Source organism: Amycolatopsis sp. cmx-8-4 (genome assembly GCF_046548675.1).
In the GTDB taxonomy this organism is placed as follows: Bacteria; Actinomycetota; Actinomycetes; order Mycobacteriales; family Pseudonocardiaceae; genus Amycolatopsis.
Genome location: NZ_JAEBDZ010000002.1, coordinates 209,728 through 226,270, shown reverse-complemented (window position 1 = coordinate 226,270; position 16,543 = coordinate 209,728). Strand labels below are relative to the sequence as shown.

General features: G+C 74.3%; 1 protein-coding gene. It reads left to right on the top strand.

The window, feature by feature from the left end:
• Positions 1-450: 450 nt before the first annotated feature.
• Entirely contained in the window at positions 451-16,500 is a 16,050-nt protein-coding gene (locus ACLJQZ_RS04295) for a type I polyketide synthase (RefSeq protein WP_410618705.1), read from the top strand.
• The last annotated feature ends 43 nt before the right edge of the window (positions 16,501-16,543 follow it).

Sequence of the window (16,543 nt, the reverse complement as noted above, 5' to 3'; positions counted from 1 at the left end):
CCCTCGTCGCACCCGGCCCCGGGACGCCTCGCACAAGCGTGGCGTCCCGGGGCTTCGCCATTCCCTCGGCGAGCCCGGTGGACCTGGCCTGCTGACGAGAGTCGCGGGCCGACGGCTCATGCGCCCCAATGTGGCGTTCGGTGCGTTGGACGCACCGAACGCCACATTGGGTGCGTCCAACGCACCCAACGCCACATTGGGGCGTTCCGGTACGCCCCCCGGGCACCTCCTTCGCGGCGCGGCGTCCCGGGGCTTTTCCGCAGGTCGGGGCCGGGTTCGCCTAGGGGCGTAGGGGGTCGCTAAGGGTTGTCGCGAGGGTCGGCGGATTCATAGGTTTCCCTGGCACCGGTTCGTCGGGGCAGCGCTGTGACCACGGGAAAGACCCCGGGAAACGCGCGCACCGAGCGAAGCCGGGAGACGCAGACACGGCGACAAGTGAGGTGTGCGGCGATGGCCGATGAGGCGACGCTCCGTGACTATCTGAAGTGGGTCACCGCCGACCTGCACCAGACCCGGCAGAAACTGCGCAGCCTCGAGGACCGGACGCAGGAACCGATCGCCGTCGTCGCGATGAGCTGCCGGTACCCCGGCGGCGTGCGGACCCCGGAACAGCTCTGGGAGCTGGTGTCGGAGGGACGCGACGTCATCGGCCCGTTCCCCGAGGACCGCGGCTGGGACACCGACGCCGTCTTCGACCCGGACCCCGGCCACAGCGGCACCACCTACGCCAACGAAGGCGGCTTCCTCCGCGAAGCAGGCCGGTTCGACGCCGCGTTCTTCGGCATCTCGCCGCGCGAAGCGCTCGCCATGGACCCGCAGCAGCGGCTGCTGCTCGAGACGTCGTGGGAGGCCTTCGAGCGCGCCGGGATCGTCCCCGCTTCGCTGAAGGGCACCCAGTGCGGTGTCTTCGTCGGCACCACCAGCCACGACTACGCGACGCTTCTCGCCGACGCGCCCGAAGGCGTCGAAGGGCACGTAGCGACGGGAAGCGCGGCGAGCGTCTTCTCCGGCCGGGTCGCTTACAGCTTCGGGCTCGAAGGCCCCGCCGTCACCGTCGACACCGCGTGCTCGTCGAGCCTGGTCTCGCTGCACCTCGCCGCGCAGGCGCTGCGCCGCGACGAGTGCTCGCTCGCGCTGGCCGGTGGCGTCACCGTGATGTCGACGCCGGGCGCGTTCATCGAGTTCAGCCGCCAGCGCGGGCTCGCGCCGGACGGTCGCTGCAAGGCGTTCGACGCCGCCGCCGACGGCACCGGCTGGGCCGAGGGCGTCGGCATGCTGCTGCTGGCCCGGCTGTCCGACGCGCGCCGCCTCGGTTACCCCGTGCTCGCGGTGGTGCGCGGCACGGCGATCAACTCCGACGGCGCGTCCAACGGCCTCACCGCCCCCAACGGCCCGGCCCAGCAGAAGGTCATCCTGCAGGCGCTGGCCAACGCGCGGCTGTCGGCCGGGCAGGTCGACGCGGTCGAGGCGCACGGCACCGGCACCTCGCTCGGCGACCCGATCGAGGCCCAGGCGCTGCTCGCCACCTACGGCCAGGACCGCCCAGACGGACGCCCGCTGCTGCTCGGCTCGATGAAGACCAACATCGGGCACTCGCAGGCCGCGGCCGGCGTCGGCGGCATCATCAAGATGGTCCAGGCCATCCGGCACGGCGTCCTGCCGAAGACCCTGCACGTCACCGAGCCCACCCCGCACGTCGACTGGGCGGCCGGTGCGGTCGAGCTGCTCACCGAGGAACGGACCTGGCCGGAGACCGGCGAACCGCGCCGCGCGGCCGTCTCGTCGTTCGGCATGAGCGGCACCAACGCGCACGCCATCATCGAGCAGGCGCCCGAGCCGGAAACCCCCGAAAAGCACCGGGCTCCCGTCGGCGGCACCCTGCCGCTGCTGCTGTCCGGGCGCACCGAGGCCGCGCTGACCCGGCAGGCCGAGGTCCTGCGCGACCACCTCACCGCGCACCCGGGACTATCCCTTGTGGACGTAGCCCGCACGCTCGCCACCACGCGGGCGGCCTTCGAACACCGCGCCGTCGTGGAAGCTTCCGACCGGGACGCGCTGCTGTCCGCTTTGGACGATCTGTCGACGGCCACGCGCGCCGCGGTCACCGGCTCCGGCCGGACCGCCTTCGTCTTCCCCGGCGCCGGCGCGCAGTGGGAAGGCATGGCCCGCGAGCTGATGACGGCGTCACCCGTCTTCGCCGCCCGGATGCGCGAATGCGCCGCCGCGCTGGCCCCGCACGTCGACTGGTCCCTGCTCGACGTCGTCGCCGGCGCCGAGGGCGCACCGTCCGAAGTGGACCGGGTGGACGTGCAGCAGGTGGTGCTGTGGGCCGTGATGGTCTCGCTCGCCGAGGTCTGGCGCGCGCACGGAGTGACCGCCGACGCGTTCGTCGGGCACTCCCAGGGTGAGATCGCCGCCGCGGTGGCCGCAGGCGCGTTGTCCCTTGAGGACGGTGCCCTGGTCATCGTGACGCGCAGCCGCCTGGTGCTCGGGGTGTCCGGCCGTGGCGGCATGGTCTCCATCGCCCTGCCGCAGGCCGACGTCGAGGCCCTGATCACCGGCGGCCCGCTGTCCATCGGCGCGGTCAACGGTCCGGCCAGCACGGTCGTCTCCGGTGACGACGGTGCGCTCGACGCACTGCTCGCCCGGTGCGAGCGCGACGGCGTGCGCGCCAAGCGCGTCGCCGTCGACTACGCCGCGCACTCGGCGCAGCTGGAAGAACTGCGCGAAGAGTTCGAACGCGCCGTCGCGCCAGTCCGCCCGCGCGCGACCGACGTGCCGTTCTACTCGACCGTCACCGGCGAGCGGATCGACACCGCGACCCTCGACGTCCGCTACTGGTTCCGCAACCTGCGCGAGACCGTGCGGTTCGACGGCACCGTCCGCGTCATGCTCGCCGAAGAGATCGGCGCGTTCGTCGAGGTCGCGCCTCACGCGGTGCTCACCGTGGGGCTGCAGGAGATCTTCGAGGACGAAGGCGTCGAGGCGGCCGCGCTGCGGACCCTGCGCCGCGGCGAAGGCGGCCTCGCGCGGTTCCACCTGTCGCTGGCCGAGGCGCTGGCCGGCGGGGTCGTGCCCGACTGGGCGGTGCTGTACGGCACCGGCGATCGCGCTGACCTACCGACCTACGCCTTCGAGCCCAGCCGGTTCTGGCCGGACGTCTCCGCGGTCCGCGCCGGCGACCTCGGGTCGGCCGGGCTCGGCGCGGCCGCGCACCCGCTGCTCGGCGCCACCGTCGCGCTGGCCGACGGCGACGGCTTCCTGTTCACCGGCCGGCTCTCCGCGCACGCCCAGCCGTGGCTGGCCGACCACGCCGTCGGCGGCACGATCCTGTTCCCCGGCACCGCTTTCGTCGAGCTGGCCGTGCGCGCGGGGGACCAGGCCGGCTGCGACCGGCTGGCCGAGCTGACCCTGGAGGCGCCGCTGGTGCTGCCCGCGCGCGGCGGCGTCACGCTGCAGGTGACGGTCGGCGCCGGCGACCCGCGGACCATCGAGTTCTACTCCCGGCCCGCCGACGCCGCCTTCGACGAGCCGTGGACGCGGCACGCCACCGGCACGCTCACGACGTCCGGCATCCCGGCGCCGGCCGACCCGGTGACCTGGCCGCCGGAAGGCGCGCAGGTGGTCCCGGTCGACGGCCTCTACGACGCCTTCGCCGCCGCCGGTTTCCAGTACGGGCCCGCTTTCCGTGGCCTGCACGCCGCTTGGCGCGCCGGCGACGACTTCTACCTCGACGTCCGCCTGCCCGACGCGGTCAAGCCGACGGCCGGCCGGTTCGGCCTGCACCCGGCCCTGCTCGACGCCGCGCTGCACGGCGTCGGCCTGACCGGTTCCGCCCGCGGCCTGCTGCCGTTCTCCTGGACCGGCGTGACGCTGTTCGCGGCCGGGGCCGACGCGATCCGCGTCAAGCTGAGCCCCGCCGGGCCGGACACGATCTCGCTCGACGTCGCCGACCCGAGCGGCCGTCCGGTCGCCGCGGTCGGGTCACTGGTCCTGCGTCCGGTCGACGCCGCGGCCATCGGCGACGCCGGCCGCGTCCGGGACGCGCTGTACCGAGTGGACTGGCCGGAGCTGCCGCTGTCCGTTGTGGACGGCTCGGCCACCTGGGCGCAGCTCGGCACGCCGCTGGGCGGCTCGGTCGCCTCCTGGACCGATCTCGCCGCGCTCGCCGCGTCGAGCGAAGGCGGCGCACCGGACTTCGTCGTGGTCGCGCCCGGTGGGGGAGACGGGCTCGCGGCCGCCGCGCACCGGGTCGCCCAGGACACCCTCGACCTGGTCCAGACCTGGCTCGCGGAGCCGAAGTTCGACCGCTCCCGCCTGGTCTTCGTGACCCGCGGCGCGCTCGGCCCGGACGGCGGCGGCGACCCGGCCGCGGCGACCGTCTGGGGCCTGCTGCGTGTGGCGCGCTCGGAACACCCGGGCCGCTTCGCCGTCGCCGACCTCGACGCCGTCACGCCGGACAGCCTGCTCGACCTGCTGCCGGCCGCGCTCGCCGCCGACGAGGCCGAGCTGGCCGTGCGAAACGGCGTCGCTTACGTCCCGCGTCTGGCGCGGCACACCGTGTCCGATGTGGACGACACGGTGTTCGGTCCGGATGGGACGGTCCTGATCACCGGCGGCACCGGCACTCTCGGCGGGCTCGTGGCCCGCCACCTCGTCGCCGAACGCGGCGTCCGGCGGCTGCTGCTCGTGGGACGTCGTGGCCTCGCCGCCGACGGCGCCGCTTCCTTGGCCGAGGAGCTGACCGGCCTCGGCGCCGACGTCGAGATCGCGGCGTGCGACGTCGCCGACCGCGACGCTCTCGAAGCGCTGCTGGCGCGGACCGGCGACCTCACCGCGGTCGTGCACACCGCGGGCGTGCTCGACGACGGCACCGTGGAGTCCCTGACCCCCGAACGCCTGGCCGCCGTGCTGCGCCCGAAGGTCGACGCCGCCGCGAACCTCCACGAACTGACCGCCGGACGGCCGCTGCGAGCGTTCGTGCTGTTCTCCGGCGCTGCCGGGATCTTCGGCGGCCCGGGGCAGGCGAACTACGCCGCCGCCAACGTCTTCCTCGACGCGCTCGCCGCGCACCGGCGCGCCGCCGGGCTGCCCGCGACGTCGCTGGCCTGGGGTTTGTGGGCACAGGCGTCCGGCATGACCGGCCACCTCGACGACGGCGACCTCGGCCGGATGAGCCGCGGCGGCATCGAGCCGCTGCCCACCGAAGACGCCCTCGCCCTGTTCGACCTGGCCACCGGCGGCGGCGACGCCCTGCTCGTGCCGGTCCGGCTGGCCGCCTCGACGGCGAAGCCCGGCACGGTGCCGGCGCTGCTGCGCGGGCTCGTCCGGGCTCCGGCGCGCCGGGCCGCGGCCGGCGCCGCCGAAGACGAGTCCCTGCTGCGCGAACGGCTCAGCGGCCTCGGCGAGGCCGAGGTCGAGCAGTCGCTGCTCGACCTGGTCCGGACCACCGCGGCCGCCGCGCTCGGCCACGCGTCCGCCGAAGCCGTGCGGGACGGCAAGCCGTTCAAGGACCTCGGCTTCGACTCGCTGACCGCGGTCGACCTCCGCAACCGCCTCAACCTCGCGACCGGCCTGCGGCTGCCGGCGACCCTCGTCTTCGACCACCCGACGCCGATCGCGCTGGCCCGGCACGTGCGCGGGGAGCTGTTCGGCACCGGCGAGATCGTGCCTGTCCGGCGCGTCAAGTCCACCGTGGACGATACGGACGACCGGATCGCGATCGTCGCGATGAGCTGCCGCTACCCCGGCGGCGTCCGGACGCCGGAAGACCTGTGGCAGCTGGTCTCCTCGGGCACCGACGCCATCGGCGCGCTGCCCGCCGATCGCGGCTGGGACCCCGAGCTGCTCTACGGTCAGGACCCGGACGGCGACGGCTCCCGCTTCGCCCGCGAGGGCGGTTTCCTCTACGACGCCGCCGATTTCGACCCGGAGTTCTTCGGCATCAGCCCGCGCGAGGCGATGGCGATGGACCCGCAGCAGCGGCTCCTGCTGACCACGACGTGGGAGGCCTTCGAGCGCGCCGGGATCGACCCGGCGGCCGCGCGCGGCTCCCGGACCGGCGTGTTCGCCGGCGTGATGTACCACGACTACGGCTCCCGGCTCTACAGCTCGGACGGCCTCGACGAGTACAGCGCCCACCTCGGCAACGGCGGCGCGGGCAGCATCACGTCCGGCCGCATCGCCTACACCTTCGGCCTCGAAGGCCCGGCCGTCACTATCGACACGGCCTGCTCGTCGTCGCTGGTCGCGCTGCACCTGGCCGCGCAGGCACTGCGCACCGGCGAATGCACGATGGCGCTGGCCGGCGGCGTGTCCGTGATGAACACCCCGACGATCTTCATGGAGTTCCTGCGCCAGCGCGGCCTCGCCGAGAACGCGCGATGCAAGTCGTTCGCCGACGGCGCCGACGGCACCGGCTGGGGCGAAGGTGTCGGCATGCTTTTGCTGGAAAGGCTTTCCGATGCGCGCCGCAACGGGCGCCCGGTCCTCGCGGTGGTCCGCGGCAGCGCGGTCAACCAGGACGGCGCGTCCAACGGCATGACCGCGCCGAACGGCCCGGCCCAGCAGCGGGTGATCCGCCAGGCGGTCGCCGCGGCCGGACTCGGACTGTCCGATGTGGACGCCGTCGAAGCGCACGGCACGGGCACGTCGCTCGGTGACCCGATCGAGGCGCAGGCCCTGCTCGCCACCTACGGCCGCGACCGCGCCGGGGAACCGCTGTGGCTCGGCTCGGTCAAGTCCAACTTCGGCCACACCCAGGCCGCGGCCGGCGTCGCCGGGATCATCAAGATGGTCATGGCGATGCGGCACGGCACGCTGCCGAAGACCCTGCACGCCGAGCGCCCGTCCACCCGGATCGACTGGGCGGACGGCGCGGTCGAGGTGCTGCGCGACACACGCAGCTGGCCGGAGACCGGCCGCCCGCGCCGCGCCGGTGTGTCGTCGTTCGGCATCAGCGGCACCAACGCGCACGCCGTGCTGGAACAGGGCGACCCGGCCCCCAAGCTTCCCGCTCCCGCCGACGGCCCGGTGGCGTGGGTCCTTTCCGGACGGACGGAAGCCGCGTTGCGCGCCCAGGCGTCCCGGCTGCTGGAGCACGCCGACGCCGGGCACCCACACGACATCGGCCAAGCGCTGGCCACCGCGCGCTCCGCGTTCGACGTCCGCGCCGCGGTCGTCGGCGAGAACACCGACGAGCTGGTCCGCGGCCTGACCGCCCTCGCCGGCGGATCGGCGGCCGCGAACGTCGTCCGCGGGTCGGCGACCGGCGTCGCGCCCGCGTTCCTGTGCACCGGCCAGGGCAGCCAGCGCCCGGGCATGGGCCGCGACCTCTACGACGTCCACCCCGAGTTCGCCGCCGCGCTGGACGCGGTCTGCGCGGAGTTCGACGCGTACCTGGACCGGCCGCTGCGGATGGTCATGTTCGCCGAAGCCGGGTCGGCCGACGCCGATCTTCTCGGCCGCACCGCCTACACCCAGCCGGCGCTGTTCGCGCTGGAAGTCGCGCTGTACCGGCTCTTCGAGCACTGGGGTGTGCGGCCGAGCCACCTGCTCGGCCACTCCGTCGGCGAAATCGCCGCGGCCCACATGGCCGAGGTGCTGTCGCTGGCCGACGCGGTCAAGCTGGTCGCGGCGCGCGGCCGGCTGATGGACGCGCTGCCGTCGGGTGGCGCGATGGTGGCTCTGCAGGCGACCGAGGCGGAGGTTTCGGTATATCTGTCAGACGGTATGACCATCGCCGCGGTGAACGGCCCGGCCTCGACGGTCATCTCGGGCGACGAGGACGCCGTGCTCGCGGTCGCCGCGCACTTCGCCGAGCTGGGCCGCAAGACCAAGCGCCTGGTCGTCAGCCACGCGTTCCATTCGCCGTTGATGGATCCGATGCTGGCGGAGTTCCGGGGTATAGCTGAGTCTCTGTCTTACGGTAAGACGGTTATACCGATAGTATCGAATGTCACCGGCGAGTTGATCACGGAGTTCGACGCCGAGTACTGGGTCCGGCATGTGCGTGAGGCCGTCCGTTTCGCCGACGGCATGCGGACGCTGGAAGGCCGCGGGGTCACGACGTTCGTCGAGCTGGGCCCGGACGCCGTGCTCGCCGCGATGGGCCCGGAGTGCCTGGAAGGCACCGGCACCGGCACCGGCACCGGCACCTTCGCCGCCGCGCTGCGCGAAGGCCGTCCCGCTGCCCGTACGGTGCTGACCGCGCTCGCCGCTGCCCACACCGGCGGCGCCCGGGTCGACTGGACCGCCGTCTTCGGCCCCGCCGCCCGCGTCGACCTGCCCACCTACGCCTTCCAGGAGCAGCGCTACTGGCTCGACGTCCCGGCCGTCTCCACGACCGGCCCGGTCGACGAGGGCGAGGCGCGGTTCTGGGACGCCGTCGAACGCGAGGACGTCGAAGCACTCGCCGGCACGCTCACCCTGCCCGAGGGCGAGGTCGGCCCGGTCGTCTCCGCGCTGTCGGCGTGGCGCCGATCCCGCACCGAACTGTCCACTTCGGACTCGTGGCGCTACCGCGTCACCTGGCAGCCGCTGCCCGCGGCCGCGAACCGGGTCGGCGGCACCTGGCTGCTCGTCGCCCCGGACGGCGAAGAGGACACCCTCGCCGCCGTCGTCGACACCCTGACCGAAGCCGGCGCCGAGACGCGGATCCTGCGCGTCCCGGTCACGGCCGACCGCGCGATCTTCGCCGAACTGCTGCGCGAGGTGCTCGCCGAAGGGCCGGTCTCCGGCGTCCTGTCGCTGCTCGCCACGGCAGACCCCGGCGCGAACGCCGGGCTCCCGGACGGCGTCGCGGCGACCGCGGCGCTGGCCCAAGCCCTCGGCGACATGGCGGGGGAGGCCGCGTTGTGGCTGGTCACCCGAGGTGCGGTGGCCGTCGGCCGGGCGGACCGACCGGCGGGGGACCGGCGGCTCTTCGCCGCCCAGGCCGCGGTGGCCGGGCTCGGCCGCGCGGTCGCGCTCGAACACCCCGGCCGGATCGCCGGGAGCGTCGACCTCCCGCGCGACCTCGACCCCCGCGCCCTGCTGCGGCTGCCGGGCGTGCTGGCCGGGCTCGGTGCCGAAGACCAGATCGCGGTCCGCGCCAACGGGCTCTTCGCCCGCCGCCTCACCCGCGCCACCGGCCGCGACGGCGTCTGGACGCCACGCGGGACCGTGCTGGTGACCGGTGGCACCGGCGCGCTGGGCGCCGAGGTCGCCCGCTGGCTCGCCGCGAACGGCGCGAGCAAGCTGGTGCTCACCAGCCGCCGCGGCCCGGACGCACCCGGCGCCGCGGACCTGCGCGCCGAACTGTCCGATGTGGACGTCGAGATCGTCGCCTGCGACATCGCCGACCGCGACGAGGTGGCCGCACTGGCTTCCCGCTTCGACTTCGACGCCGTCGTGCACGCGGCCGGGGTCGCCCAAGCCCAGGCCTTCGAGGAGATGTCGCCGGCCGACCTGGCCGACGTCGTCGGCGCGAAGGTCGCCGGGGCTACGCACCTGGACGAGCTGCTGGGCGAGCTCGACGCGTTCGTGCTGTTCTCCTCCATCGCCGGCACCTGGGGTGGCGCCGGCCAGTCGGCCTACGCCGCCGGCAACGCCTTCCTCGACGCGCTGGCCCAGGCCCGCCGCGCCGCCGGGTTGCCCGCGACGTCGGTCGCATGGGGCCCGTGGGCCGAGGCCGGGATGGCGACCGGCGACGCCGCCGAGCACCTGCGCCGCCGGGGCGTGACGCCGATGGCGCCGCGGTTCGCGGTCGCCGCGCTGGCCCGGGCGGTGGCGGGGGACGACCCGGTGGTCACGGTCGCCGACGTCGACTGGGCGCGCTTCGCGCCCGGCTTCACCGCGGCCCGGCCCAGCCCCCTGCTCGGTGAGCTGCCCGAGGTCCGCGCGGCGCTGGACAGCCGTCCCGCCGCCGAACCCGAGGAGCTTTCGGCGCTGCGGCGCCGGCTCGCCGGAGCGTCTGCTTCGGAGCGCTCGGCCGTCCTGCTGGACCTGGTGCGGCACCAGGTCGCCGGGGTGCTCGGGTACGCCGGGACCGACGCGGTCGAGCCCGGCCGCGCCTTCCGCGAACTCGGGTTCGACTCGGTGATGGCCGTCGAGCTGCGTGACCTGGTCGAGTCCGCGACCGGCCTGCGGCTGCCGGCGACGCTGGTGTTCGACCACCCGAACCCGCTCGCGCTGGCCGACCTGCTGGCCGCGAAACTGTTCGACGAGTCCACTGTGGACGAGATCGTCGAGTCCGCTGTGGACGGCACCGAGCCGATCGCGATCGTCGCGATGAGCTGCCGCTTCCCCGGTGGTGTCCGCACCCCCGAACAGTTCTGGGACCTGCTGCGCGCCGGCGGCGACGCTGTCTCGGACTTCCCCGCCGACCGCGGCTGGGACACCGACGCGCTCTACGACCCCGACCCGGACAACCACGGCACCAGCTACTCGCGCTCGGGCGGGTTCCTCGACGGCGCCGAGGAGTTCGACGCGGCGTTCTTCGGGGTCAGCCCGCGTGAGGCGCTCGCCATGGATCCGCAGCAGCGGTTGCTGCTGGAGACGTCGTGGGAGGTCTTCGAGCGGGCGGGTGTCGACCCGCGCACGGTGCGGGGCAGCCGGACCGGCGTCTTCACCGGCACCAACGGCCAGGACTACGTCAACCTGCTGATGGCCTCGGTGGAGGCGATGGAGGGCCACGTCGCCACCGGCAACGCGGCGAGCGTGGTGTCCGGGCGGCTGGCCTACACCTTCGGTCTGGAGGGCCCGGCGGTCACCGTCGACACTGCGTGCTCGTCTTCGCTGGTCGCGGTGCACCTAGCCGCCCAAGCCCTGCGGTCGGGCGAGTGCTCGCTGGCGCTGGCCGGCGGCGCGACGGTGATGGCGACCCCGGCGGCGTTCATCGAGTTCTCCCGCCAGCGCGGCCTCGCCGCCGACGGCCGCTGCAAGGCGTTCGCCGACGCGGCCGACGGCACCGGCTGGGGCGAGGGCGCCGGCATGGTCCTGATGGAAAGGCTTTCCGACGCCCAGCGCCACGGGCACCCGGTGCTCGCGGTGCTGCGCGGTTCCGCCGTCAACTCCGACGGCGCGTCCAACGGCCTGACCGCGCCGAACGGCCCGTCGCAGCAACGCGTGATCCGCCAGGCCCTCGCGGCCGCCGGACTGTCCACATCGGACGTCGACGTCGTCGAGGCACACGGCACCGGCACCCAGCTGGGCGACCCGATCGAGGCGCAGGCGCTGCTCGCGACCTACGGACGTGATCGCGAACGTCCACTGTGGCTCGGCTCGGTCAAGTCCAACATCGGGCACACCCAGGCCGCGGCCGGGGTGGCCGGGCTGATCAAGATGGTGCTCGCCGTCGAGCACGGCGTGCTGCCCCAGACCCTGCACGTCGACGCGCCGTCGTCCCACGTGGACTGGTCGGCGGGGTCGGTCGCGCTGGTCACCGAGCCGACGCCGTGGCCGGAGACGGGCGCGCCCCGCCGGTTCGGGCTCTCGTCGTTCGGCATGAGCGGCACCAACGCCCACGCGGTCTTCGAGCAGGCTCCTCCGGCCGAAGCTGTGGCCCCTTCTGAGTCTTCGGAAGAACTGTCGACGGCCCCGTTCGTGCTGTCGGCCCGCAACGCCGACGCCCTGCGCGACCAGGCCCAGCGCCTCCGCGCCCAGCTCGACGACCAGCCGGACCTCAGCCTGGCCGGCCTCGGCGCCGCGCTGGCGGGCACCCGCGCCGTCCACGAGCACCGCGCGGTCGTGCTCGCCGGTGACCGCACCGCACTGCTCGACGGGCTCGGCGCACTGGCCCGCGGCGAGTCGTCCACCGGCCTGATCGAGGGGACGGCCCCGGCGACCGGCCGGACGGCGTTCCTGTTCACGGGCCAGGGCAGCCAGCGGCCCGGGATGGGCCGCGAACTGTACGAGGTGCACCCGGTCTTCGCCTCGGCGCTGGACGCGGTGTGCGCCGAGTTCGACACCCATCTGGACCGTCCACTGCAGACGGTCATGTTCGGCGAACCCGCGCTGCTCGGCCAGGTCACCGGCACCCAGTCCGCGCTGCCCGGCCAGCTCACCGGCACGCAACCCGCTCTGCTCGACCAGACCGCCTACACCCAGCCGGCGCTGTTCGCGCTGCAGGTGGCGCTGTTCCGGCAGCTGGAGCACTTCGGCGTCCGGCCCGACTTCCTGGCCGGGCACTCGATCGGCGAGCTGGCCGCAGCGCACGTCGCGGGCGTGTTGTCACTGGCCGACGCCGCGACGCTGGTCGCTGCCCGCGGACGTCTCATGCAGGCCCTGCCAGCGGGTGGCGCGATGGTCGCGATCCAGGCGACCGAGCCCGAGGTTTCGGTATATCTGTCAGACGGTATGACCGTTGCGGCGGTGAACGGCCCGGACTCGACGGTCATCTCGGGCGACGAGGCCGAGGTGCTCGCCGTCGCCGCGCAGTTCGCCGAGCTGGGCCGCAAGACCAAGCGCCTCACGGTGAGCCACGCGTTCCACTCGCCCCTGATGGATCCGATGCTGGCGGAGTTCCGCGGTATAGCTGAGTCTCTGTCTTACAGTCAGTCGGTTATACCGATAGTCTCGACCGTCACCGGTGAGCCGGTGCTGGAGTTCGACGCCGGCTACTGGGTCCGGCACGCCCGCGAAGCCGTCCGGTTCCTCGACGGCGTCCGCACGCTGGAGGCCGCCGGCGTCACCCGTTTCCTCGAACTGGGCCCCGACGGCGTCCTGTCCGCGATGGGCCAGGACTGCGTCACCGGCGACGCCGTCTTCGCGCCGACCCAGCGCGCCGGGCGCCCGGAAGAGGCCACGCTGCTCGGTGGCCTGGCGACGGCGTTCGTCCACGGCACCCCGGTCGGCTGGTCCGCCGCCTTCCCCACCGCGGTCCCGCGGGTCGCCCTGCCGACCTACGCCTTCCAGCGCCGGCGCCATTGGCCGACGCTGCGAGCGGCCGTCACCGGCGACCCGTCGGCCCTCGGCGTCGCCGCGGCCGGGCACCCGCTGCTCGGCGCGGCCGTCGCGACCGCCGGTGACGACGGGTTCCTGCTCACCGGCCGGCTTTCCGTCCGGACCCACCCGTGGCTCGCCGAGCACCGGGTGCGCGGCGCGATCCTGGTGCCCGGCACCGCGTTCGTCGAACTGGCCGTGCGGGCCGGGGACGAGGCCGGTCACGACCGCGTCGAGGACCTGACCCTGCACGCCCCGCTGGTGCTGCCCGAGGACGGGGCGGTCGACGTCCAGGTCCGCGTGGGCGAGGCCGACGAGCGCGGACTCCGCCCGCTGACCGTCCACGCCCGCGTGGCCGGCGGCGGCGAGTGGACCTTGCACGCCGAAGGCGCGCTCGGGACGTCGGCGGCCGCGCCGTCCGAAGGGCTGGCCGTGTGGCCGCCCACCGGCGCCGAGCCCATCGACGTCAGCGGTCTGTATGACGGTATGACCGAGGCTGGGTTCGGCTACGGCCCGAGCTTCCGCGGCCTGTCCGCGGCCTGGCGGACGGCCACCGAGATCTACGCCGAGGTCGCGCTGCCGGCCGGCACCGCGGAGTTCGGCCTGCACCCCGGGCTGCTCGACTCGGCCCTGCACGCGCTCGCCCTCGGCACCGGCGACCAGCTCGCCCAGCCCGGCGAGCGCCCCGGCCGGCTGCCGTTCGCGTGGACCGGCGTCACCCTGCACGCCGCCGGTGCCGCGAAACTGCGCGTCCGGCTGACCCCGTCCGGCGACGACGCCGTGTCGCTGCTGGTCGCGGACGCGTCAGGAGCGCCGGTCGCCACCGTCGAGTCCCTGGTGCTGCGCCCGGTTTCGGCCGTGGCGGACCCCGGTCCCGCAGCTCCCGAGTCGCTGTACCGGCTCGCCTGGACGCCGATCCCGAAGCCGGACGCGGTCGCCGTCGTGGTCCCGCTGAGCGAGGTCGCCGACCCGGTGCCCGAGCTGGTCGTGGCCGACGCGAAGAGCGTCGCCGAGGTCCTGGAACTGGTCCAGAGCTGGATTTCCGAAGAACGCTACGCCGGCTCGAAGCTGGCGCTGCGAACCCGCGGCGCGGTGTACACGGCGGAACCGGATCCGGCCGTGGCCGCGGTCTGGGGCCTGGTGCGGTCCGCGCAGGCCGAGCACCCCGGCCGGTTCGTCCTCGTCGACGCGTTCGACGGCGAGCCGCTCGACGCGGCACTGGCCACCGGTGAACCGCAGATCGCGGTCCGAGGCGGGGACTTGTTCGTCCCGCGGGTCACGCGGGGCGGCGGCGCGCTGCAGCCGCCGTCCGGTGAGCGGGCCTGGCGGCTCGACACCCGGGCCAAGGGCACCCTGGACAACCTCGTCCTGGTGCCGAGCCCGGAGGCCGTCGCACCGCTGGCCGGCCACGAGGTCCGGGTCGGCGTCCGCGCCGCCGGGCTCAACTTCCGCGACGTGCTGAACGCGCTGGGCATGTACCCCGGCGAGGCCGGGCTGCTCGGCATCGAAGGCGCCGGCGTCGTGCTGGAAGTCGGGGCCGGCGTGACCCGGCTGGCGCCGGGCGACCGCGTGATGGGCCTGCTCGCCGGCGGGTTCGGGCCGGTCTCGGTGTCCGACAACCGTTACCTGGTCACGATTCCCGAGGGGTGGAGCTTCGAGCAGGCCGCGTCCGCACCGATCGTGTTCTTGACCGCGTACTACGCGCTGGTTCAGCTCGGCGCGCTCCGGGCGGGCGAGCGCGTGCTCATCCACTCCGCCGCGGGCGGCGTCGGCATGGCCGCCGTCCAGCTCGCCCGGCACCTCGGCGCCGAGGTCTTCGGCACCGCGAGCCCCGGCAAGTGGGACGTCCTGCGCGGCATGGGCCTGGACGACGCGCACCTCGCCAGCTCCCGCACGCTCGAGTTCGAGCAGTCGTTCGGTGGCGGGATGGCCGTCGTGCTCGACGCGCTGGCCGGCGAGTTCGTCGACGCCTCACTGCGCAGCACCGCGCCCGGCGGGCGGTTCCTGGAGATGGGCAAGACCGACGTCCGCGACCCGGAGCAGGTGGCCGCCGCGCACGACGTCCACTACCAGGCGTTCGACTTGATCGACGCCGGGCCGGACCGGATCGCCGAGCTGTTCGTGGACGTCCTCGCGCTGTTCGCCAGCGGTGCGCTCAAGCCGCTGCCACTGTCCACATGGGACATCCGGCACGCGCCGGAGGCGTTCCGTTACCTCAGTCAGGCCAAGCACGTCGGCAAGGTCGTGCTGCGGGTGCCGCGCCCACTCGACCCGGCGGGCACCGCGCTGGTCACGGGCGGCACCGGGGCGCTAGGGCGGCTGGTGGCCCGGCACCTGGTCACCACGCACGGCATCAAGCACCTGCTGCTGCTCAGCCGGCGCGGTGGCGCCGAAGACCTCGTCGAGGAACTGGCCGGGCTGGGCGCCGAAGTCACCGTCGCGGCGTGCGACGTCACCGACGGTGCGGCGCTGGGCGCGGTGCTCGGCACCATTCCCGCCGAGCACCCGCTCACCGCTTTGGTGCACACCGCCGGCATCCTCGACGACGGCACCGTCGAATCCCTCACCTCCGAGCGGCTCGACACCGTGTGGGCACCGAAAGCCCTTGCGGCGCAACGGCTGCACGAGCTGACCGCAGAGGCCGACCTGGCTGCGTTCGTGCTGTTCTCCTCGGTCGCGGGGACGTTCGGCAACGCCGGGCAGGCCAACTACGCGGCGGCCAACGTGTTCCTGGACGCCCTCGCCCAGCGGCGCGTGGCGGCCGGGCTGCCCGCGACGTCGCTGGCCTGGGGTCCCTGGGCGGGCGGCGGCATGCTCGGCAGCCTGACCGAGGCCGACGTGCGCCGGATGACCCGCGGTGGGATCCCGCCGCTGACCGCCGCCGAAGGCCTGGCGTTGTTCGACGCGGGCCTGGCCTCGGCCGAACCGGCACTCTTGCCGGTGCGCCTGGACCTGGCCGCGTTGCGGGCCCGCGCCGCCGGCGGTGGCGTGCCCACTGTCCTCAACGGACTGATCCGGCACCGCGCCCGCCGGGCCGCGGAAAACTCCACCGGTGGCGGGATCGCACTGAAGACGCGGCTGGCCGCGATGTCCGAAGTGGAGCGTGAGCAGCTGCTGACGGAGCTGGTCTGCGCCGAGGTCGCCGCGGTCCTCGGTCACCTCTCGGCGGCCGAGGTCGACCCGGCCCGGCCGTTCAAGGAGCTCGGGTTCGACTCGCTGACCTCGGTCGAGCTGCGCAACCGGCTCAACGCCGGTACTGGCCTGCGGCTGCCCGCGACGCTGGTGTTCGACCAGCCGACGCCGCTCGAACTGGCCCGGTACCTGCGCGAGGCGCTGCTGGACGAGCCCGTCGCCGCGGCCCGCCCGGCCGTGCTCGGCGAGCTGGACCGGCTCGAAGCGCTGCTGCTGGCGCCCGGTCACGACGAAGCCGAGCACCCCCGGATCACGTTGCGGCTGCAGAGCTTGCTGGCGAAGTGGAGCGACGCGCACCGGAGCGCGGACACGGCCGACGCCGAGCTCGCCTCGGCCACCGGCGACGACATTTTCGAGCTGCTCGACAAAGAACTGGGCATGTCGTGAACCCCCGCCCCAGCCCCCGTTCCCCCCGCGTCCCCGAGGTGAC